This window comes from Alkalihalobacterium alkalinitrilicum (assembly GCF_002019605.1).
Lineage (GTDB): Bacteria > Bacillota > Bacilli > Bacillales > Bacillaceae_F > Alkalihalobacterium > Alkalihalobacterium alkalinitrilicum.
The window spans coordinates 3,610,205-3,632,925 of sequence record NZ_KV917368.1; the positions used below are offsets into that span (position 1 = coordinate 3,610,205).

At 38.0% G+C, this 22,721-nt stretch carries 22 protein-coding genes and 2 other annotated features; all 22 genes read right to left on the reverse strand.

Going from position 1 to position 22,721, the window contains the following annotated elements; translation table 11 throughout:
• Nucleotides 1-7: 7 nt before the first annotated feature.
• The 22 genes from rpoB to clpC all read right to left on the reverse strand — a co-directional run bounded on the left by rpoB (nt 8) and on the right by clpC (nt 22,703).
• On the reverse strand, nt 8-3,550 hold the full coding sequence (gene rpoB / locus BK574_RS17545; RefSeq protein ID WP_078429456.1) for a DNA-directed RNA polymerase subunit beta: 3,543 nt from the start codon (nt 3,548-3,550) through the stop codon (nt 8-10).
• Between the two features lie 247 nt (nt 3,551-3,797).
• Nucleotides 3,798-4,400, reverse strand: a complete 603-nt coding sequence (locus BK574_RS17550; protein WP_078429457.1) for a class I SAM-dependent methyltransferase — start codon at nt 4,398-4,400, stop codon at nt 3,798-3,800.
• 194 nt (nt 4,401-4,594) lie between these two features.
• Nucleotides 4,595-4,960 (reverse strand): 50S ribosomal protein L7/L12, encoded by a 366-nt coding sequence (rplL, locus tag BK574_RS17555; protein ID WP_075388605.1) that lies wholly within the window; start codon nt 4,958-4,960, stop codon nt 4,595-4,597.
• Between the two features lie 59 nt (nt 4,961-5,019).
• Complete coding sequence (gene rplJ, locus BK574_RS17560; protein WP_078429458.1) at nt 5,020-5,517, reverse strand: 50S ribosomal protein L10; 498 nt, start codon at nt 5,515-5,517, stop codon at nt 5,020-5,022.
• A gap of 34 nt (nt 5,518-5,551) precedes the next feature.
• Nucleotides 5,552-5,684: a sequence feature (ribosomal protein L10 leader region), on the reverse strand.
• 58 nt (nt 5,685-5,742) lie between these two features.
• On the reverse strand, nt 5,743-6,483 hold the full coding sequence (gene rplA / locus BK574_RS17565; protein ID WP_274379216.1) for a 50S ribosomal protein L1: 741 nt from the start codon (nt 6,481-6,483) through the stop codon (nt 5,743-5,745).
• 72 nt (nt 6,484-6,555) lie between these two features.
• The gene (rplK, locus tag BK574_RS17570) at nt 6,556-6,981 is read right to left on the reverse strand and encodes a 50S ribosomal protein L11 (RefSeq protein WP_139313924.1); all 426 of its coding nucleotides are present in this window, start codon (nt 6,979-6,981) and stop codon (nt 6,556-6,558) included.
• Between the two features lie 247 nt (nt 6,982-7,228).
• Nucleotides 7,229-7,768 carry a transcription termination/antitermination protein NusG gene (nusG, locus tag BK574_RS17575; protein WP_075388608.1) on the reverse strand — a complete coding sequence of 180 codons (540 nt, stop codon included), beginning with the start codon at nt 7,766-7,768 and terminating at the stop codon, nt 7,229-7,231.
• A gap of 66 nt (nt 7,769-7,834) precedes the next feature.
• Nucleotides 7,835-8,032: a preprotein translocase subunit SecE gene (gene secE / locus BK574_RS17580; protein WP_075388609.1), complete on the reverse strand. Its 198-nt coding sequence runs from the start codon at nt 8,030-8,032 to the stop codon at nt 7,835-7,837.
• Between the two features lie 74 nt (nt 8,033-8,106).
• Complete coding sequence (rpmG, locus tag BK574_RS17585; protein ID WP_075388610.1) at nt 8,107-8,256, reverse strand: 50S ribosomal protein L33; 150 nt, start codon at nt 8,254-8,256, stop codon at nt 8,107-8,109.
• A gap of 236 nt (nt 8,257-8,492) precedes the next feature.
• Nucleotides 8,493-9,143, reverse strand: a complete 651-nt coding sequence (gene sigH, locus BK574_RS17590; protein ID WP_075388611.1) for an RNA polymerase sporulation sigma factor SigH — start codon at nt 9,141-9,143, stop codon at nt 8,493-8,495.
• A gap of 75 nt (nt 9,144-9,218) precedes the next feature.
• Nucleotides 9,219-9,731 carry an NYN domain-containing protein gene (locus BK574_RS17595; RefSeq protein WP_075388612.1) on the reverse strand — a complete coding sequence of 171 codons (513 nt, stop codon included), beginning with the start codon at nt 9,729-9,731 and terminating at the stop codon, nt 9,219-9,221.
• Nucleotide 9,732: 1 nt separating this feature from the next.
• A complete protein-coding gene (rlmB, locus tag BK574_RS17600) occupies nt 9,733-10,488 on the reverse strand; it encodes a 23S rRNA (guanosine(2251)-2'-O)-methyltransferase RlmB (protein ID WP_075388625.1) in 756 nt (251 codons plus the stop codon).
• Nucleotides 10,489-10,495: 7 nt separating this feature from the next.
• Complete coding sequence (locus BK574_RS17605; RefSeq protein ID WP_078429459.1) at nt 10,496-10,906, reverse strand: Mini-ribonuclease 3; 411 nt, start codon at nt 10,904-10,906, stop codon at nt 10,496-10,498.
• 3 nt (nt 10,907-10,909) lie between these two features.
• Nucleotides 10,910-12,310: a cysteine--tRNA ligase gene (gene cysS / locus BK574_RS17610; RefSeq protein WP_078429460.1), complete on the reverse strand. Its 1,401-nt coding sequence runs from the start codon at nt 12,308-12,310 to the stop codon at nt 10,910-10,912.
• A 130-nt stretch (nt 12,311-12,440) separates the two neighbouring features.
• Entirely contained in the window at nt 12,441-13,103 is a 663-nt protein-coding gene (gene cysE, locus BK574_RS17615) for a serine O-acetyltransferase (RefSeq protein WP_078429461.1), read from the reverse strand.
• A 159-nt stretch (nt 13,104-13,262) separates the two neighbouring features.
• Nucleotides 13,263-13,483: a binding site (T-box leader), on the reverse strand.
• Between the two features lies 1 nt (nt 13,484).
• Nucleotides 13,485-14,948, reverse strand: coding sequence for a glutamate--tRNA ligase (gltX, locus tag BK574_RS17620; protein WP_078429462.1), 1,464 nt, complete (start codon nt 14,946-14,948; stop codon nt 13,485-13,487).
• Nucleotides 14,949-15,016: 68 nt separating this feature from the next.
• Nucleotides 15,017-15,493, reverse strand: coding sequence for a 2-C-methyl-D-erythritol 2,4-cyclodiphosphate synthase (gene ispF / locus BK574_RS17625; protein ID WP_078429463.1), 477 nt, complete (start codon nt 15,491-15,493; stop codon nt 15,017-15,019).
• Nucleotides 15,493-16,182, reverse strand: a complete 690-nt coding sequence (ispD, locus tag BK574_RS17630; protein ID WP_078429464.1) for a 2-C-methyl-D-erythritol 4-phosphate cytidylyltransferase — start codon at nt 16,180-16,182, stop codon at nt 15,493-15,495. The genes ispF and ispD overlap by 1 nt, the downstream gene beginning before the upstream one ends.
• Nucleotides 16,183-16,222: 40 nt before the next feature.
• Nucleotides 16,223-17,317, reverse strand: coding sequence for a PIN/TRAM domain-containing protein (locus BK574_RS17635; protein WP_075388618.1), 1,095 nt, complete (start codon nt 17,315-17,317; stop codon nt 16,223-16,225).
• Nucleotides 17,318-17,535: 218 nt separating this feature from the next.
• On the reverse strand, nt 17,536-18,609 hold the full coding sequence (gene disA / locus BK574_RS17640) for a DNA integrity scanning diadenylate cyclase DisA (RefSeq protein WP_075388619.1): 1,074 nt from the start codon (nt 18,607-18,609) through the stop codon (nt 17,536-17,538).
• Nucleotides 18,610-18,614: 5 nt separating this feature from the next.
• Entirely contained in the window at nt 18,615-19,991 is a 1,377-nt protein-coding gene (radA, locus tag BK574_RS17645; RefSeq protein WP_078430908.1) for a DNA repair protein RadA, read from the reverse strand.
• Nucleotides 19,992-20,261: 270 nt separating this feature from the next.
• Nucleotides 20,262-22,703: an ATP-dependent protease ATP-binding subunit ClpC gene (clpC, locus tag BK574_RS17650; protein WP_075388620.1), complete on the reverse strand. Its 2,442-nt coding sequence runs from the start codon at nt 22,701-22,703 to the stop codon at nt 20,262-20,264.
• Nucleotides 22,704-22,721: the final 18 nt, after the last annotated feature.

A 22,721-nucleotide genomic window follows, 5' to 3' on the forward strand; every position in this document is an offset into this window, starting at 1 on the left:
AATCTATTTAGCCATTAGATTCTGTCGTTTCAATATTCAAATTCAGCTTCTCGTTTGCTTGTTCATCTTCATCATCTAGCTCTCTCATTTCGATTTCTTCTTCGTTGCTAGACAACATTTTGACGTCCATACCTAAACTTTGAAGCTCTTTAATTAATACTTTAAATGACTCTGGTACACCGGGCTCTGGTACATTTTCACCTTTAACGATTGCTTCATACGTTTTCACACGCCCAACGACATCATCAGATTTAACCGTTAAGATTTCTTGTAACGTATAAGCCGCACCGTATGCTTCAAGTGCCCATACTTCCATCTCACCGAAACGCTGACCACCAAATTGAGCTTTACCACCTAGTGGTTGCTGCGTAACGAGTGAGTAAGGTCCTGTTGAACGTGCATGTAATTTATCGTCAACCATGTGAGCAAGTTTGATCATGTACATAATCCCTACAGATACACGGTTGTCAAGTGGTTCACCTGTACGTCCATCAAAAAGTGTCGTCTTACCATCTCGTGCCATTCCAGATTCTTCAAGTGTTTCCCAAACGTCTTCTTCGCTGGCACCATCAAATACCGGTGAGGCAACATGAATACCTAAATACCTAGCAGCCATCCCTAAATGAAGTTCAAGCACTTGTCCGATGTTCATACGTGAAGGTACCCCTAGAGGGTTTAACATAATGTCAACTGGCGTACCGTCTGGTAAATAAGGCATATCTTCTTCAGGTAAAATTCTTGAGATAACCCCTTTGTTACCATGGCGACCTGCCATTTTGTCTCCTTCATGGATCTTACGTTTTTGAACAATGTAAACTCTCACTAGCTGATTTACACCTGGAGGTAACTCATCTCCATCCTCACGGTTGAAGATCTTAACATCAAGTACAATTCCATCTCCCCCATGCGGTGCACGAAGCGATGTATCACGAACTTCTCTAGCTTTCTCACCGAAAATGGCATGTAAAAGTCTTTCTTCTGCGGTTAGTTCGGTTACCCCTTTAGGAGTTACTTTACCAACGAGAATATCACCGTCTTTTACTTCTGCACCTACACGAATTATTCCACGATCATCAAGATTCTTTAATGCATCCTCACCAACGTTAGGAATATCACGTGTAATTTCTTCAGGACCAAGCTTTGTATCACGAGCCTCTGATTCATATTCTTCAATATGAACAGACGTATAGACATCATCTTTAACTAAACGTTCACTTAAAATAATCGCATCTTCATAGTTGTAACCTTCCCACGTCATGAAGGCGACCATTACATTACGTCCAAGAGCCATCTCACCTAACTCCATCGACGGACCATCCGCAATAATCTCTCGTCTTTCAACGACATTACCTTCGCTAACAATCGGTTTTTGATTATAACAAGTTCCTTGGTTCGACCTTACAAACTTTTGAAGACGGTATTTATCTATGTCACCTTTGATTTCTTTCCCATCGATTTCTTCAAGGCGACGGATCCATACTTCACGAGCTGTAACACGTTCTACAACTCCACGATGCTTAGCAACAATCGCTGCACCCGAGTCTTTTGCAGATACATGCTCCATTCCTGTTCCAACAATCGGTGATTCAGGACGAAGTAATGGTACTGCTTGTCGTTGCATGTTCGCTCCCATTAACGCACGGTTAGAGTCATCGTTTTCTAAGAACGGAATACAAGATGTCGCAGCTGAAACTACTTGTTTTGGCGATACATCCATGTAATCAACACGATCACGAGATACGACGATATTTTCCCCTTTAAAACGCGAGATAATATTTTCATCAATAAATGATCCATCATCCGAAAGCTTCATGTTCGCTTGGGCCACAATGTAGTTGTCTTCTTCATCAGCAGTTAAGTAATCGATTTGCGCTGTCACTTTCCCAGTTTCCGGATCAACACGACGGTATGGTGTTTCCATGAATCCAAACTCATTCACCTTTGCATAACTGGACAATGAGTTAATAAGGCCAATGTTTGGTCCCTCAGGCGTTTCAATCGGACACATACGTCCGTAGTGGGAATAGTGAACGTCACGAACCTCAAACCCTGCACGTTCACGCGTTAAACCACCAGGTCCTAATGCTGATAAACGACGCTTATGTGTAAGCTCAGCTAATGGATTGGTTTGATCCATGAACTGTGATAACTGTGAACTACCAAAGAACTCTTTAATTGATGCAATAACAGGACGAATATTGATTAACGCTTGAGGTGTGATCATATTTGGATCCTGAATAGACATACGTTCACGTACAACTCTTTCCATTCTTGAAAGACCAATACGGAATTGGTTTTGTAACAACTCCCCTACAGAACGTAAACGGCGGTTACCTAAATGGTCAATATCATCTGTATCTCCAACGCTATGTAATAGGTTAAAGAAATAGTTAATCGATGCGATAATGTCAGATGGCGTAATGTGTTTTACACTTTGTTCCACCATTCCATTACCGATTACTTTAATAGTCTGTTGATTTTCATGGTCACTTGGAGAATAGATTTGGATTGCTTGAAGTTGAACATCTCCTTCTTCTACAACCCCTCCAGAAACTCCAACTTGCTTAAATCCAACATTATTTTCTAAGTACGGAATAATCCGATCTAATGCACGACGGTCGAGTAGTGTACCTTCATCCGCAATAACTTCTCCCGTTTCAGGGTCTACTAACGTTTCTGCTAAACGTTGGTTGAATAGTCTGTTTTTAATATGAAGCTTTTTATTGATTTTATAACGACCTACACTTGCTAAATCGTAACGCTTCGGATCAAAAAACCTCGACTCTAGTAGACTTTTTGCGTTATCTACAGTTGGTGGTTCACCTGGTCGTAAACGCTCATAAATCTCTAATAGTGCTTTTTCAGTACCATCAGTATTGTCTTTTTCTAACGTATTACGTAAATACTCATCTTCTCCTAAAAGGTCAATGATCTCTTGATCAGATCCAAAACCTAGCGCACGCAAAAGAACCGTAACAGGGATCTTCCTAGTACGATCTATTCTCACATACACAATATCTTTGGCATCTGTTTCAAGCTCTAACCACGCTCCACGGTTAGGAATAACAGTTGCAGTAAACCCTTTCTTCCCGTTCTTATCTATTTTTTCGCTATAATAAACACTTGGCGAACGAACAAGTTGGGAAACAATTACACGCTCTGCACCATTAATAATGAAAGTACCCGTTTCTGTCATTAATGGAAAATCACCCATGAATACTTCTTGCTCTTTGACTTCACCAGTTTCCTTATTAATTAGACGAACTTTCACACGCAAAGGAGCAGCATATGTAACATCTCGTTCTTTTGATTCATCTACTGGATATTTCGGTTCTCCAAGACTGTAATCGATAAACTCTAAGACTAGATTGCCTGTAAAATCCTGAATCGGTGAGATGTCTTGAAACATTTCTCGTAAACCCTCATCAAGAAACCATTGATAAGAAGCTGTTTGAATTTCAATTAAGTTTGGTAATTCCAATACTTCTTTAATTCTCGCATAACTTCTTCGTTGGCGGTGGCGTCCATACTGAACTAGTTGACCTGTCAACTGATTCACCCCTCAAATCTCGCTTATTATAATGTTCTTCGTACAATGGATCAAAACCCAATTGAACTAAAAGAAAAGATGGATAATATTGTTATCACACCTACTTCTTACCATTACGACGATTATATAAGTATAACCAACCATTTCCAAAATATACAATAAATTTGTATTGATTTTTAATGTACAATGTGCATAAAAATTGGCGGTTATACGCATTAAATAACAATAACACAACAGATAGATATAGTCAATTTTTTTCTGCCTGAATGATAAAATAACCTTTTTTCTTTTGAACTACTTCAACGTTTGTATAGAGTATTTTTAGTTTTTCAATTGCGGATGGAGCTCCTTGTTTTTTCTGAATAACAACCCACAACTGCCCTCCCGAAACTAATTTGGAATATGCTTGTTCAAAGATCTGATGCACAGTCGATTTCCCAGCACGAATAGGTGGGTTCGTTAAAATGGCTGCAAAATTATCTTTTTCAATCGCTTCAAATAAATTGCTTTGGATCACTTTTATATTGGTGATTTTATTATCCGTCGCATTTTCTTTTGTTAACTCTACTGCTCGTTCATTTATATCTGCCATGTACACCGTTAGTGCCTTGTTCTCTTTCGCTAACGCTAATCCGATTGGCCCATATCCACACCCCATGTCTAGAATATCCCCTTTAACCTCAGGAAAAGTAAACGCATCTAGTAACAAGCGGCTCCCAAAATCAACTTCACGCTTCGAAAACACTCCAGCGTCAGAAGTAAATTTTAGGGTACTTCCTCTCAAGTCAAATACAAATGTACTTCGATTACTTTCAACACTTGGTTTTTCAGAAAAATAATGATTGGTCATTTAAACAACCCCACAATTCAAATTACATCTTTTTATTTTTACTTCTCTAGTTTTTTTTATACTGATAGATTGAATAATAAATTCATCTATTATTTGCTAAGTACCTAATCAGTAGAATAAATCGTTAACTTTTCGTAAACTACAAAAAAACTGGGTGCGGCTTAGCCTCACCCAGTCTTCTTTATTAAACTGAATTACTTAACTTCTACAGAAGCACCAGCATCTTCAAGTTTAGTTTTCATTTCTTCAGCTTCGTCTTTAGAAACGCCTTCTTTAATTGGAGCTGGAGCACCGTCTACCACACCTTTAGCTTCTTTTAAGCCAAGACCAGTGATTTCACGTACAACTTTGATAACATTGATTTTAGATCCGCCAGCGCTTGTAAGAATTACGTCAAATTCTGTTTGCTCAGCAGCAGCGTCAGCACCAGCAGCGCCACCCATAACTGCTACAGGAGCAGCTGCAGTTACGCCAAACTCTTCCTCGATTGCTTTTACTAAATCGTTTAATTCTAATACAGTCATTTCTTTGATTGCTTCTAAGATTTGCTCTTTACTCATGATAAATCCTCCTAATCAGATCTTTAGTATTTTATCCAAAACTTAAGTTTCCGTAACAATTATGCACCTTGTTCTTCTTTTTGATCAGCAACAGCTTTTGTAGCCAATGCAAAGTTACGAACTGGAGCTTGAAGTACACTAAGCAACATAGAAAGTAAACCTTCGCGAGAAGGAAGTTCTGCTAAAGCTTTCACTTCTTCCACTGTTGCAATACGACCTTCGATTACACCAGCTTTAATTTCAAGAGCTTCATGTTTCTTTGCGAACTCATTGATAATTTTTGCAGGCGCAACAACATCTTCACCACCAAAAGCGATTGCAGTTGGCCCAACTAGTTGTGCGTCTAAGTCAGATAATTCTACTTCAGCTGTCGCACGACGTGCCATCGTATTTTTATATACTTTGAACTCAACGCCTGCTTCACGAAGTTGTTTACGAAGTTCAGTAACTTCAGCTACGTTTAATCCACGATAGTCAACGATAATAGTTGACTTGCTGTCGCGAAGTTTATTCGCAATTTCAGTTACAACCTCTTGTTTTTTTGCAAGTACGCTCATTCTTACACCTCCTATGGTTTTTCATACCGTTCAGAAGCCAATATAAAAACCTCCGCATATAGACATACGGAGGTCATATTAGTCATAGAAATAACTTAAATGACAACCTCGGTAGGAAATTAAGCGTTTAACGCTCCTACTGTCTACGGTATGGATTGCTATTAACATTTTCAATCAATAGAACACTTAAAGAAGTATACTCTATCGATCGATCAGTGTCAACATTTATTTTGCAACAGAACCTACGTTAACTTTCACACCAGGACCCATTGTAGATGCAACAGCAACGTTCTTCATGTATGTTCCTTTTGCTGCAGCAGGTTTAACTTTCATTAGAGTATCAACAATTGTAGATAAGTTCTCAACTAGCTTATTTGTTTCAAAAGAAACTTTACCAATTGGGCAGTGGATATTTCCAGCTTTATCTACACGGTACTCTACTTTACCAGCCTTAATTTCATTCACAGCTTTTTCTACATCGAAAGTTACTGTTCCTGTTTTAGGGTTTGGCATTAAACCTTTTGGTCCTAGTACACGACCAAGTTTACCAACTTGACCCATCATATCAGGAGTTGCAACGATTACATCAAAATCAAACCAACCTTGGTTGATTTTGTTAATGTAGTCTTCATCTCCAACATAATCAGCGCCAGCTGCTTCTGCTTCTTTCGCTTTATCACCTTTAGCAAATACTAATACACGTTGAGTTTTACCTGTACCATTTGGAAGTACAACAGCTCCACGGATTTGTTGATCTGCTTTCTTAGGATCCACTCCAAGGCGAACAGCGATTTCAACTGTTTCGTCAAACTTAGCAGTAGATGCTTTCTTTACTAATTCAATAGCTTCTTCAGCAGAATATACTTGATCACGGTCAATTAACTTCGTAGCTTCTTCATATTTTTTTCCTCGTTTAGCCACTTTCATTTCCTCCTCGTTTGTGGTTTTATCGGTACTACCTCCCACTAATAAAGGTTGCGAACCTAACATATGTTAGGTAAGGATTCCTCCTCCATCGCAACCTCCTGCAACAAAACATTAGTCTTCAATAACGATTCCCATGCTTCTAGCTGTTCCTTCAACCATACGCATTGCTGCTTCTACATCAGCTGCGTTTAGGTCAGGCATTTTTTGCTCAGCGATTTCACGTACTTTGTCACGCTTAACAGTTGCGACTTTTGTACGGTTTGGCTCACCAGAACCAGACTCAATTCCAGCTGCTTTCTTTAGAAGTACAGCAGCAGGCGGAGTTTTAGTGATAAATGTAAAAGAACGGTCTTCGAATACCGTAATTTCAACCGGAATGATTAAACCAGCTTGATCAGAAGTACGAGCATTGAATTCTTTACAGAAGCCCATGATGTTTACTCCAGCTTGTCCTAATGCAGGTCCAACTGGTGGTGCTGGGTTTGCTTTCCCTGCTGGGATTTGTAACTTAACCATCTTAATAACCTTTTTAGCCACGCGACACACCTCCTTAGTCCGTGATGTGGTAACCGGGTTTTACCCCTCCCACTCATTGATCAGGTATACTCTTTGTTGTATACCCCCATCAAACAAAACAATATTATCACTTTCACCGACAGATAGCAAGTTCTTTTAAGAACTATTTATATCCAGTTTTACTTTTTCAGTGAAAAACATTAAACACAATTGTGTTTTCAACCAATTCTAGCCAGGAAAAAAATTAAGCTCCTGAACAAGGAGCTTATTATCCTACTACTTTTTCAACTTGGGTAAACTCCAGTTCAACTGGGGTTTCTCGACCAAACATATTGACGTGTACTTTAACTTTACGCTTGTCCGCTAGAATTTCCTCAATCGTCCCAATAAAGTTAGCAAATGGTCCCTCTATTACTCTAACCGACTCTTTAATCTCAAAGTCGATATCTGCTTTAGGTTCGTCTACACCCATTTGTTTTAAGATACCCTCTATTTCTTCTGGTAACAAAGCCGTCGGTTTCGATCCAGCGCCAGCTGAACCAACGAATCCCGTTACTCCAGGAGTGTTTCGGACAACATACCATGAATCGTCGGTCATTGCCATTTCAACAAGCACATATCCTGGAAATACTTTTTTTGTAACAGATTTACTTTTCCCATTCTTAATCTCAGTTTCTTCCTCTACCGGAACTAGAACACGGAAAATTTTATCTGTCATATCCATTGTTTCTACTCGCATTTCTAAGTTAGTTTTCACTTTGTTTTCATAACCAGAATACGTGTGAACTACATACCAATTTTTCTCCATACATCTTAGGACTATTCTCGTCCTTCCCTCCTCTATGGATAAACTCCATGTATAACTCGTTTAATTTTAACCTAATATTAAACGAAGTAAACGTGAAATTCCTAGGTCAACTATTGCAAAAAAGACTGAAATAAAAGCAACTGTTCCAATTACGACTAACGTATATCTCGTTAATTCTTTCCGATTTGGCCAAGTCACCCGTTTTAATTCAGCTATAACTTCACGCAAAAATTTTAAAATGCTTTTTCTCTCACGATCAGCCAATCATGACACCTCCAGCACCAACATTGAGTAAGCAACCGTTTATTTATAATAAAATAAAAAAGACCGCTATCTTTTTATTTTGTTTCTTGATGAAGTGTGTGTGTTTTGCACGTTTTGCAAAACTTCTTCATTTCAATGCGGATTGCCTGATTTTGCGTATTCTTTTCTGTCGTATAATTTCTTGAACTACATTCTGAACAAGCTAGTACAGTTTTTTTCCGCATCGAGCACCTCCGAAAGTAACATTTAAGAAATGCTTACATTCTTTTAAACTCTATCATAATGGCTAAACAGTGTCAATAAAGGAATTGAGTCCATTCCCATTATGTACAGTAATAGAAAAAAATAAACATAAGGTTGACTCTATTGACCTTACACTCCTCATACATGAGTATACAACCAATTCGAATCAACCTTATGTAAGTCTAGTACATTAATTGCTATTCAACTTTCTAAAAATCTATAGACTTATGCCTTTTAATTCAACATATCGCTCTAACTTTCTTTTCACTCGTTGCAGTGCATTATCGATTGATTTCACATGACGGTTAAGGTCAGCTGAAATCTCTTGATAGGAACGACCGTCTAAATATAGCATTAAAACTTTTCGCTCGAGCTCACTTAAGATTTCACCCATTTTTAATTCAATGTCATCAAATTCTTCTTGATTTATGAGCAATTCTTCAGGATCGGTCACTCGTGTTCCACAAATGACATCAAGGAGAGTCCGGTCTGATTCTTCATCATACAATGGTTTATCAAGGGAAACATACGAATTCAGTGGAATATGTTTTTGACGAGTTGCTGTTTTAATTGCTGTAATAATTTGTCTTGTAATGCAAAGTTCAGCAAACGCTTTAAAAGACGAAAGCTTGTCCTCTTTGTAATCACGAATTGCTTTATAAAGCCCAATCATTCCTTCTTGTACAATATCTTCATGATCAGCACCAATTAAAAAATACGATCTCGCCTTCGCACGTACAAAATTCTTATACTTATTAATTAAGTACTCAAGAGCCCCACTATCTCCCTCTCTAACCTTTTCTACTAACATTTCATCTTCAGCTTGTCCTAAATTCGGTTGTATCGTCTCCTTGAGTTGAATGCTCACAAATATCCCTCCGACCATGACTGATGTATAGATATAAATTTATTATATAGTACCTTTTTTGGAAGCGTCAACCACTCAAGAGTCGCCTCGACGCCATTTTTCAAAAATTTCTGCCATTTCCTTAGAAAGTGAAATTTTTGTCGAAGGAGGTATTTTTCGATTATTTTCGACAGCCTTTTTAATGCCCTTTTCTGTTGTTTCTAATTCAATCAAAAGCTCACGAGCCGATTTCCTTAGCGCACCACTACCGAAAATTACCGATTGTTCTGTAAAGTCCGATGTTGCTACATAAATTCGGGTTACAACGTTCTTTAATTCTTTAACAAGCTTTTCGATTCGTTCATCTGCCGTCTCATTCTCACGGGTATAGATCACCTGGATACGATAGTTTCTATACTTTTTCCCAACACCAGGGACCATGTGAGCATCAAACACTAACATAACCCTTATTCCTGTATATGCTTGATACTCTGCCATCTTTTCAATTAACTGGTCTCTAGCAAGGTTTAAGTCTTGACTCTTTAAATCCCTTAGCTCAGGCCACGCTCCAATAATATTATAGCCATCCACTAATAATATATCTTTCATTTTAGCCTCTGCCTATAGGATTACGCTGACGATAAACCTCATACATTAAGAGACTTGCTGCTACAGATGCGTTTAACGATGTGACCTGACCAACCATCGGTATTTTAACAAGAAAATCACATTTTTCCTTTATGAGACGACTAATTCCTTTTCCCTCACTACCAATGACTAGACCAATTGACATATTAAAATTAGCTTGTCTATAGTCATCAGTTCCTTTAGCATCTGTTCCCGCAAACCATAATCCCTCTTTCTTTAAATCATCCATGGTTCTAGCGAGGTTAGTCACTCGGACAACTGGTACATACTGAATAGCTCCTGTTGATGCTTTAGCAACCGCTTGGGTTAACCCTACCGCTCTCCTTTTCGGAATAATAACACCATGAGCACCAACCGCATCCGCTGTCCGTATAATTGAGCCCAGATTATGTGGGTCTTCAACTTCGTCAAGTACTAGAAAGAACGGTTCTTCATTTCGCTCTTTTGCCAAGGCGAATAAATCATTCATATCTGCATACTGATAAGCAGCGATTGAAGCGACTACTCCTTGGTGATGACCCGAGTCGACAAGCTGGTCAAGCTTTCGTTTTGGTACATGCTGAACGATGACCCCATTTTCTTTAGCAAGTTGAAGAACTTTAGCTACTTGTCCTTTTTGAGTACCTTCACCAATCCATATTTTATTGATAGGATGAGATGCTTTTAGTGCTTCTATAACTGGGTTTTTTCCCATTATGAACTCTACTTCTTTACTCATGACCAAACTAGCCCTCTCTTTCTATTAAAAGAAACATCCTTTGAATAATTTCATCTAATCTTCCTTGGTTTTCTAGTAAATAGTGATAACCAAGTAAAGCCTCAAATGCGGTACTATACCGGTACGTATTATGATCTGTATTTTTCGGGACTGTTCCTGATTTTGCATTACGACCTCGCATGAGGACACTATATTCCTCTTCGGTAAAAAAACCATCATCTAGTAATACCCCAACAACTTTCGCTTGAGCTTTCGCTGAAACATAACGAGTTGCTTCATGATGAAGTTTATTAGGTCTTGTTTTTCCTATCGAAATCAAATGGTAGCGTACATAGGTGTCTAGGATAGCATCACCCATGTACGCTAAAGCCAATGCATTTAGTTGTTTGGCATCCACGTTTGTATCATTCATTTTCATATGTTACGTCCTTTTCCATCGAACACCTTGTGGAGTATCTTCAAGAATAATCCCCTTATCCTTTAAATCATCTCTAATTTGGTCCGCTAACGCAAAATCACGATTTTTTCTAGCATTCGTCCGCTGTTCAATTAATTGTTCAATTTCTTCATCAAGTAAATCTTCTTTCACTTCTAGTTTGATCCCTAACACAGAACCTAATTCAGTTAATTGTTTATGAAATGCTGTTAAAACCGTTTTGGACGTTTGCTCTTCACGTAAATACACATTAGCTTCTTTGGCTAGGTCAAACAAAACAGAAATAGCGTTGGCTGTGTTAAAATCATCATCCATTTCTTGAATGAAACGATTTTTATAACTGTTTACTTTTTCCATCCAACTATCAACTTCTTTTCCTAAATCAGCACTTTCGGTTAAACGGTGCTGTAGATTTTCAACAGTTGTTTGCAAACGCTCTAATCCATTTTTGGCACTTTGCAACAACTCGCTACTAAAATTAATTGGACTTCTATAATGTGCAAGTAACATAAAGAACCTTACGACATCTGGCGAATGTTGTTGAATAATGTCATGTACAAGAACAAAGTTTCCGAGTGATTTCGACATTTTTTCGTTGTCAATTTTAATATAGCCGTTGTGAATCCAATAATTGGCCATTGTTTTTCCTGTTAGCGCTTCGGATTGAGCAATTTCATTCTCATGATGAGGGAATGTTAAATCCTGTCCACCCGCGTGAATATCAATTGTATCTCCTAAATATTTTTTTACCATCGCAGAGCATTCAATATGCCAACCTGGTCTTCCTTTACCCCAAGGACTACCCCAAGAGATTTCGTCTGCTTTTTCTGCTTTCCAAAGAGCAAAGTCTAACGGATCTTCTTTTTCAAAGCCTACATCAATACGAGCTCCTGACTGAAGATCTTCAATCGATTGATCAGAAAGCTTTCCATACTCGGCAAACTTTCTCGTCCGATAATACACGTCACCATTCACTTCATAAGCATATCCTTTATTAATAAGAACTGAAATAAAGTCAATAATTTCAGGAATTGTTTCTGTTACTCGTGGATGGTGGTCTGCTTTTTCAACACCTAATGCACATGTATCTTCGTGATACGCCTTAATAAACCGATCAGCGATTGTTGGCACATCTTCTCCCAACTCCTTTGCTGCACGAATTAACTTGTCATCAACATCAGTGAAGTTTGAAATAAAATTCACTTCATAACCACGGTATTGAAAATAACGGCGTACAACATCAAAGACGATCGCAGGACGTGCATTCCCGATGTGGATATAGTTATATACCGTCGGCCCACAAACGTACATTTTTACTTTTCCTTCTTCCATTGGGACAAACGGTTCTTTCTTTCTTGTAAGTGTATTATATAAAGTGATTGGCATAATGTATCAACTCCTAATGAATAGTCAAAAAGCGTGTTCAAAAAAAGTAAAACCCCTAAGACAAAGTTTCTTGGAACAGAGTGACGAAGGGGTTTAAAATAAATTTCCTATGAACAGCTCTTAAAATAGTTTATTCTTTTACGGTTGTTTGTCGTTTATAATATTCAATCTCGGTTCGAAGCGCGTCAATTTGATCTTCTAGCTCACGAAATTTATCAGAAATCGGATCTGGTAAGTTATGATGGTCTAAATTCCCCTGTACTTTCACACCATCTTGAAGAACGACTTTCCCTGGTATTCCTACAACGGTTGAATTTTTAGGTACTTCTTTTAGAACTACAGAACCAGCACCTATTCGTGCATTTTCACCAATAGTAAATGAACCTAACACTTTAGCTCCTGTTGCAATTAAAACATTATCCTCAACTGTTGGATGACGTTTTCCCTTTTCTTTTCCTGTACCACCTAACGTCACTCCTTGATAGATCGTTACATTATCACCAATTTCACACGTTTCTCCAATGACGACTCCCATTCCATGATCAATAAATAATCGTTGGCCAATCTTTGCCCCAGGATGAATTTCAATACCTGTAAAAAATCGACTAACTTGAGAAATTGAACGTGCAAAAAAGTACAGCTTTCTTTTCCAAAACCAATGTGCAAATCGATGAGACCAAATCGCATGTACCCCTGAATACGTAAAAATAACTTCTAAACGACTTCTCGCTGCTGGATCTTGTTCAAAAACGACATCAATATCACTTTTCAATGTTTGAAAAACTTTTCCCATACTTACCTCCCCCATCGCCTTGTTGACTTATGTTCTAAATAGTAGCTATAGAAAGCACACGATCTTCCACTTAAATGGATTCAATCGCTTTTCTTCTACTGCTTGATAATAAAGAAGTTAAACCTTTTAAAATCACAAAAAAGCGCCCTTGTGCATTTGCACAGAGACGCTTTTGGCGCGGTTCCACTCTGTTTAAGCAACAAACTACATTGCTTCCCTCATTTTACGATAACGGTGTAACCGCTCCTATCTACTAAAGACGTTCAATAAGAGACTCTAAGGCGCAACTTCAGAACTACTTGTCTTAAACCACTTTCAGCCTAGATGGTCCTCTCTGTAAAGACAGCCTTGTTCCTACTCTACCTCGTCTTCGTTTTACCTTTAATTTTCTTGTAACGCTTGATTTAGACGCTGATTGACTAAATCTTTCCCTAAAAGTTCAAGCGTATCTGGTAAGTCACGTCCGTGCGTTTGTCCTGTTGTTGCCACACGAATTGGCATAAACAATTTCTTTCCTTTTTGTCCTGTTGCCTTTTGTGTAGCTTTCATTGCTTTATTAATATTTTCAGCTGTAAATGTTTCTATTTGCTCAAGTTCACTCATAAATTGGTTTAATACTTCTGGAACTTGATCTTCTGTAAGAATTTGTTTTGCTTCTTCATTATAATCGATTTCTAATTTGAAAAACAACTCTGTAAGTTCTACGATTTCTGCCCCATATGACATTTGCTCTTGATAGAGTCCAATTAATCGTTTAGCCCAATCCTTTTGTTCAGTTGACATACTCTCTGAAAGTCTTCCCGCACGAACTAGATGTGGTAAAGCCAGCTCGACTACACGGTCTAAATCAGCTTCTTTCATATACTGATTGTTCATCCATGCTAATTTATCTGTGTCAAATACAGCTGGTGCTTTAGCAACTCTATCTAAGTCAAACTGTTCAATTAACTCCGCTTTAGTGAATACTTCTTCCTCTCCAACTGGAGACCATCCTAAAAGGGCTAGGAAATTAACAATCGCTTCAGGAAGATATCCTAAATCACGGTATTGCTCTACAAATTGAATAATCGACTCATCACGTTTACTCATTTTTTGACGATCTGGATTTAATATAAGAGAAGCGTGAGCAAACTTCGGCACTTCCCATCCGAATGCTTCATACAACATAGCCTGCCGAGGAGTATTCGACAAGTGCTCTTCTCCACGAATTATATGAGTAATTTTCATGAGATGATCATCAACGACGACAGCAAAATTATACATTGGAATTCCGTCTTTTCTTGCAATAACAAAGTCACCAATTCCATCAGATTCAAAACTAACCTGTCCACGAACAGCATCATCAATTATGTATGTTTTGTCTTCTTGAACACGGAAACGTACGACGGGTTTTAAACCTTTCTCTTCATATACTTTTCTCTGTTCTTCTGTTAGATCTCGATCACGGCCACTATATTTCGGATTTTCACCTCGAGCAATTTGTGCTTCACGTTCTGCTTCAAGTTCTTCTTCGGTCATATAACAGTAATAGGCTTTCTTTTCGTCAATTAACTGTTGGAGATATTTCTCATAAATATCTAAACGCTCCATACAACTATAAGGGCCATATTCGCCACCAATATCGACACTTTCATCCCAATCGATTTGAAGCCACTTTAAACTCTCTAATAATTTTTCTTTCGCATTTTCTACATTTCTTGCTTGGTCTGTATCTTCTATACGTAAAATAAATTTACCGCCTTGATTTCTAGCATACAAATAATTAAAAAGTGCTGATCTTGCTCCACCAATATGTAAGTGCCCTGTAGGACTTGGTGCAAAGCGTACTCTTACTTCATTTGACATAATGACACCTTCCATTCTCAATTCACATAATCATATGTAACATATTATTACGAACTCAAGCTATTCGGTCAAGCCTCGTTTAATAAAATAACGGCTTGAGCCGCAATTCCTTCTCCTCTTCCCGTAAACCCTAACTTTTCGGATGTCGTTGCTTTGACATTGACTTGATCAACTTTCGCTTCTAGTAACTCAGCAATCCTTTCTCTCATTTGCAAAATGTACGGAGCCATTTTGGGTTGTTGGGCAATGATCGTACAATCAACATTCCCTAAAGTAAAACCTTTTTCTTTAACGATCTTCCACACATGTTCAAGTAGCTTAGCTGAGTCAGCATCTTTAAATTCTGGGTCGGTATCAGGAAAATGTTTTCCGATATCGCCTTCACCAATGGCTCCTAATGCCGCATCAACAATTGTATGTAATAATACATCTGCATCTGAATGTCCTAGTAATCCTTTTTCATGCTCAATTTCAATCCCACCAATAATTAATGGACGCCCCTCTACTAACTGATGGACATCAAAGCCTTGTCCCACTCTAATCATTACGTCTTCCCCTTTCGGCTCTTTAATATCGCTTCTGCAAATAATAAATCTTCAGGTGTTGTTAATTTTAAATTTAAATAATCACCCTTGATAATTGCAACAGGCTCCTTTATATTTTCCACTAAACTCGCATCATCTGTCCCTAAAAAAGACTGTTCGTTCGCTTTTTTGTGTGCTCTTTTTATAACTGACAGACGAAAAGCTTGTGGGGTTTGTACAGCCCACAAGCTTGAACGCTCCATCGTTCGATCGACTTTGCTTTCACTTACTTTTTTTATTGTATCTTTTACTGGTACCGCTAAAACCGCTGCACCTGTTTCATGTGCACTACGAACAAGTTCGTGGATATGTGTCTCTTGAACAAAAGGTCTAGCTCCATCATGAATTAGAACAATTGTGTCTTCTTTAATCTTTTCTAGTCCATTAGCGACACTAAATTGTCTTTCATTTCCCCCAATTGCAAAATGACTCACTTTGTTGAGGTGAAAGATTTGAACTAAATTTGTCATTGCACTTTTCTCTTCTTCATTTGTGACAAGGATGATTTCTTTACACCAATGATCTCTTTCGAATACAAAAAGTGTATGAATAATAAGAGGAATACCTGATAATTGCAAAAATTGTTTGTTTTTTCCTGCCTTCATTCGTTTACCTTGCCCAGCAGCAGGTATGATAACTGAATAGTCCATTGTTAACCTCACCACAAATCCTATCTACTTTTTGAATTCATTATAACGCTTTTTCAAGCAACTTCGGTTTTGCAAAGATCATACGTCCCGCACTTGTCTGAAGTACACTCGTAACGATTACATCAATTTGTTTACCAATATAATCACGCCCACCTTCAACAACAATCATCGTACCATCATCTAAGTATGCTACTCCTTGATTGTGCTCTTTACCATCTTTGATTACTTGAACATTAAGTTCTTCTCCCGGAAGAACAACTGGTTTTACTGCATTCGCTAAATCATTAATATTTAAAACGGCAACACCTTGTAATTCACAAACTTTATTAAGGTTAAAGTCATTTGTTACGACAATACCAGACAATAGTTTTGCTAGCTTTACTAACTTGCTATCCACTTCATGGATTTCATCAAAGTCACCTTCGTAAATCTCAACTTTTATTGGTAATTCTTTTTGAATTTTGTTTAGAATATCAAGGCCACGCCGACCCCGATTTCGTTTTAATACATCTGAAGAGTCAGCAATATGTTGTAATTCTTCAAGTACAAATTCAGGTATAATCAACGTACCATCTAGAAATCCTGTCTTACAAATATCGGCAATTCGACCATCAATGATAACACTCGTATCTAGTAATTTGAGCCTGGCCCCTTTTTGTTCCTTTTCCGCATCTCCATCTTTCTTTTTGTCTTTACGTTGAGCTATCGAAAAAAGATTAATAAGTTCATCACGCTTTTTAAATCCGATTTGAAATCCAAAATAACCAAGGAAGAAAGTAATAAAAATAGGTAAAACTGAACTAATCACAGGAACTTGAATAGCGTCAATAGGAATACCAATTAAATAAGCTACAATAAGACCTACAATAAGGCCCATCGTCCCAAAAAGAACATCTGTTATCGGGGCTTTAACAATGGCCTCTTCCATCAACCTCATCAAACCTACAATATAATCAGCTAACCAAAAAGTAGTAAGATAAATAATAATTGCTCCAAAAATAGCTCCTGCATAAGAACTCATAACCCACGGTGGCAGTTCCCCTAAATTAAGTATATCAATTAATTCAGGAATAAAGAGAAACCCTAATATTCCACCTACTAGGACAAAAAATAGTTGGACTATTCGTTTTAGCATGATTTCACCTCCTTTTATTATTATAGACAAACTTTTAAATTTGAAACGTAGCATATTACATTTTCCACAAAATCACACAATAGTTACTTAGTATATAGTATACAAATAACCGTAACAGATATTATTGTTAAATGTCAATTTAAAACTTTCTATTATATAACTTTACATTCTTTTCGTCAATAATTTACAGCGAATTTTCTTTTTTTGTCGAAATAAATTTATATATGTCGATCAATAAATAATTGTTCTTGGATACGATTTAAACCTTGCTTAATCATTTTTGCTCGCGCTTCGCCGATTCCTTCTACTTCATCTAATTCTTTAATAGACGCAACCATAATATGACTTAAATTTTCGTATGTTTCGATTAAGTTTTCTATAACTAAGGATGGTAGACGCGGAATTTTGTAAAGAATGCGGTATCCTCTCGGACAAACGGTTTGTTCTTGTATGTTAAAGTTTTTTGAGTAACCTAATAACTTTACAACAAGTTGTTCGTCTAACAACTCTTCGTTCGATAGTTTCTGTAAATCTCTTAATGTTTCAAAAGCATCTTGTGAACGTTCTTTAACATAGTCTTTTAATAAGAGAAGCGCTTCTCTCTCAATGTTTGCAACAAGTTCATTTAGTTGCATAGTAATTAAACGGCCTTCACTTCCGAGCTCATTCACATAGTTCAAGATCTCGTTTTTTATTCGTAACACCATTTGAACTCGATGAATGACTTGAAATACTTCTTGAAAAGTAACCAGTTCTTCAAACTCTAACGCCCCTAAGTTAGTAATTCCTTGATCTAGTACTGTTTTGTATTTCTCAAGTGTTTGAATTGCTTGATTTGCTTTTGTGAGGATGACACCAATATCTCTTAGTGAATAGCGGTGTTCACCTTGGTATAAAGTTATTACATTACGACGTTGTGATATGGAAATAACTAATTTGCCTGTTTGTTTTGCTACTCGTTCTGCAGTCCGATGTCGAATTCCTGTTTCATTAGAAGAAATCGAGTTATTCGGATTTAATTGTGTGTTTGCATATAATATTCGTTTACCATCTTCACTTAAAATGATTGCCCCGTCCATTTTAGCAAGCTCATATAAATAGGCTGGAGAAAACTCACAATCGATAAAGAAACCGCCGTCTACTATATTTTGCATTTCTGCATTATGCCCTAAGACAATCAATCCACCTGTATTCGCTCGAAGTACATTATCAATACCCTCTCTTAATTTGGTGCCAGGTGCTACTAGTTTCAAAACACCCGTGATAAAGGTACCCTTTTTCCGCTCTTCCATCTTTTTCAGCCTCCTAGTGCAACATCTAAAGCATCTTCAAGTGTTTCTACACCAATGACTTGAATATTTTTGGGGATGGTCCACCCTCCAATATTTTTTTGAGGAATGATTGCTCTTTGAAAACCAAGTTTGGCCGCTTCATTTACTCGTTGCTCAATCCGTGCTACTCGTCTCACTTCTCCTGTTAACCCTACCTCCCCAATCATCACATCCGTTGGTTGAGTGGATTGATTTCGAAAACTTGAAGCAATACTTAGAGCAATAGCTAAATCAACTGCTGGTTCATCTAAACGAACGCCACCGGCAACATTTAAATATGCATCTTGATTTTGTAGAAGTAATCCTACCCGCTTTTCTAATACAGCCATTAATAAAGATACACGGTTATGGTCAATCCCAGTCGCCATTCTTCTAGGATTACCAAAGCTTGTTGGGGATACGAGGGCTTGAATTTCGACTAACACTGGTCTCGTGCCTTCCATTGAAGCTACAACAGTCGATCCTGCAGCTCCTTCTGTTCGTTCTTCTAAAAAAATTTCAGATGGATTAATGACTTCTTCCAAGCCACCTTCCTTCATCTCAAAGATACCAATTTCATTTGTCGAGCCAAACCGATTTTTTACTGCTCTTAATATTCGATACGTATGATGTCTTTCTCCTTCAAAATAAAGAACAGAATCGACCATATGCTCTAATAATTTAGGTCCAGCAATCGAACCTTGTTTGGTAACGTGTCCAACAATAAAAATGGCAATCCCTTTTGTTTTCGCAATACGCATGAATGCAGCTGTACACTCTCTAACTTGTGAAACACTTCCAGGTGCCGACGTGACATCCTGTTGAAACACTGTTTGAATGGAATCAATGACCACCAGTGTCGGTTGAATATCATTAATAGCTTTTTCAATATAATCAACGTCGGTTTCAGACAGGACATACAATTGATCAGCTAAAACACCTAAACGATCTGCCCTTAACTTCGTTTGTTTCATCGATTCTTCACCCGAAATATACAGTACTTTATAAGAATTTTTCGCAAGTTGGTAGGATAGTTGTAGTAGGATCGTCGATTTCCCTATTCCTGGATCTCCTCCAACTAATACGAGTGACCCTGGAACAATACCTCCACCTAGCACACGGTTTAGTTCTTTCATATCTGTACTAATTCTTTCCTCAAGTTCATTTTCTACTTTCGTAATTGGTTGTGGCTTCACAGACGTTTCAGAACGCTCTCCTGTTACAAAGCTTCTCCCTTTTGTTGCAGTTTCAATAAACTCTTCAACCATTGAATTCCAACTATGACACCCTGGACATTTTCCCATCCACTTCGTCGACTCGTAGCCACATTCTTGACATACAAATTTCGTTTTCTTTTTCGCCATTCTGTTCCCCTCTTTATAACCTACTCGTATAGTAATTGTATCATGAATGGTTTTTAGAAAAACATGAGTATCGTTAAGCACGATGAACCCCATTGTTTTCCTCATTAATTTCTGCATATAGCCATAATCAATCTTTATGGATTATGTTTACGATTGAAAAGGAACTGAAGGAGCAACTCCCCCAGTTCCTTACTTAAACAGTGTGCAAAAGATAAACAAAAGGGCTAAAGAAAATTAGAATTCCTTCCTCAGACTTTATAAAATCCCTTTTTATACTTGAGCACTTTCTTTTGTTTCTACAAAAAGCTCATTATCTTTAACATCGATAATCGCTTTTTGCCCCTTTTTGATCATACCCTTTAATAATTCTTCGGATAGACGATCTTCTACTTGTTTTTGGAGTGCTCTTCGCAATGGTCGCGCCCCATATTCTGGGTCAAACCCTTCATCTGAAATCTTATCTTTTGCAGCCTCGGTTAATTCGAACTGAATTCCCTGCTCAGCAAGACGCTTTTCTAATTGCTCAGCCATTAAAGTAATGATTTCACGAATATGTTTCTTTTCAAGCGAGTGGAAGACGATGATTTCATCGATACGATTTAAAAATTCTGGACGGAAGCTATTTTTTAGCTCACTCATCACTTTACCTTTCATATCTTTATATTCTTGTTCTTCACTATCAACAGTGAACCCTAATGATTTATTTTTACGTAACGTACTTGCTCCAACGTTTGACGTCATAATGACGGCTGTATTTCTAAAATCTACCGTACGTCCTTTCGAGTCGGTTAAACGACCATCTTCTAACACTTGTAACAAAATATTAAATACTTCTGGATGTGCCTTTTCAATCTCGTCTAATAAGATAACTGAGTACGGACGACGGCGAACTTTCTCTGTTAATTGTCCGCCATCTTCATGCCCAACATAGCCTGGAGGTGAACCTACTAAACGGCTTGTTGCGTGTTTTTCCATATACTCAGACATGTCAATACGGATAAACGCATCTTCATCACCAAATAACGTTTCTGCTACTGCACGAGCAAGTTCTGTTTTACCAACACCTGTTGGTCCTAAGAAAATAAATGATCCAATAGGACGCTTCGGATCTTTTAAGCCTGCACGTGCCCTGCGAACCGCCTTAGAAATCGATTTAACAGCTTCTTCTTGACCAATGACGCGTTGATGAAGAATTTCTTCCATTCGAAGAAGACGGTCGGTTTCCTCTTCTACTAGTTTCGATACAGGAATTCCTGTCCAACTCGTCACAACTTGTGCAATATCTTCGACTGTAACTTCTGTATTTTCTTGCCCTTGCTTCTTTTTCCACTCATTTTTCATAGTATCTAATTCTTCTCGTAAACGTTGTTCTGAGTCACGTAATGAAGCTGCCTTTTCAAACTCTTGACTTTGTACTGCAGCATCTTTTTCTTTTCGTGTTTCTTCTAATCTTCCTTCAAGTTCTTTTAAGTTCGGTGGTGCTGTATAAGAACGAAGGCGAACTTTTGATGCAGCTTCATCGATTAAATCAATTGCTTTATCAGGTAAAAATCGATCAGAGATATAGCGATCGGAAAGTTTAACCGCCTCTTCAATTGCAGAGTCTGTAATGGTCACACGATGATGCGCTTCATAACGGTCACGTAAGCCTTTTAAAATTTGAATGGATTCATCATTTGTCGGTTCATTAACTTGGATCGGTTGGAAACGACGCTCTAAAGCAGCATCTTTTTCGATATATTTACGATATTCGTCTAATGTTGTTGCACCGATACATTGTAATTCTCCACGAGCAAGGGATGGCTTTAATATGTTTGAAGCATCAATTGCTCCCTCTGCTCCCCCTGCTCCAATTAATGTGTGGAGTTCGTCAATAAATAGAATAACATTACCAGCTTGACGAATTTCATCCATCACTTTTTTCAAGCGATCTTCAAATTCACCACGATATTTTGTACCTGCTACCACAGTACCCATATCTAATGTCATAACGCGTTTATTTCGTAGGGTTTCTGGAACCTCGTTATTAATAATCGCTTGCGCTAATCCTTCAGCAATCGCCGTTTTACCAACACCAGGTTCTCCAATAAGAACTGGGTTATTTTTTGTACGCCGGCTAAGTACTTGGATCACACGCTCAATTTCTTTACTTCGACCAATAACAGGATCCAATCCTTCTTCTTTAGCAATTGCCGTTAAATCACGAGCTAGACTATCTAATGTTGGTGTATTGGCATGAGCGGTAGTGCCAGACTGTTGATTACCACCCGAAGCCTCGCTACTTCCAAGTAGTTGAAGAACTTGTTGACGTGCTTTGTTTAAGCTAACACCTAAGTTGTTTAAAACACGTGCTGCTACTCCTTCTCCTTCACGTATTAATCCCAATAGGATGTGTTCAGTTCCTACATAAGAGTGACCTAACTTTCGTGCCTCATCCATAGAAAGTTCAATCACCTTTTTTGCACGAGGAGTATAGTGAATAGTCTTCGTACCTTCTTGACCAGTCCCAATTAGCGTCTCTACTTCATTTTGAATTTTATCTGAACCTAAACCCAGGGCTTGAAGTGCTTTAGCTGCAATGCCTTCTCCTTCACGAATAAGTCCTAACAGTATATGTTCAGTCCCAATATTGTTGTGACCTAGACGAATTGCTTCTTCCTGTGCTAAGGCTAATACTTTCTGTGCTCTTTCAGTAAATCTTCCAAACATCATATTCAACACACCTCCAAG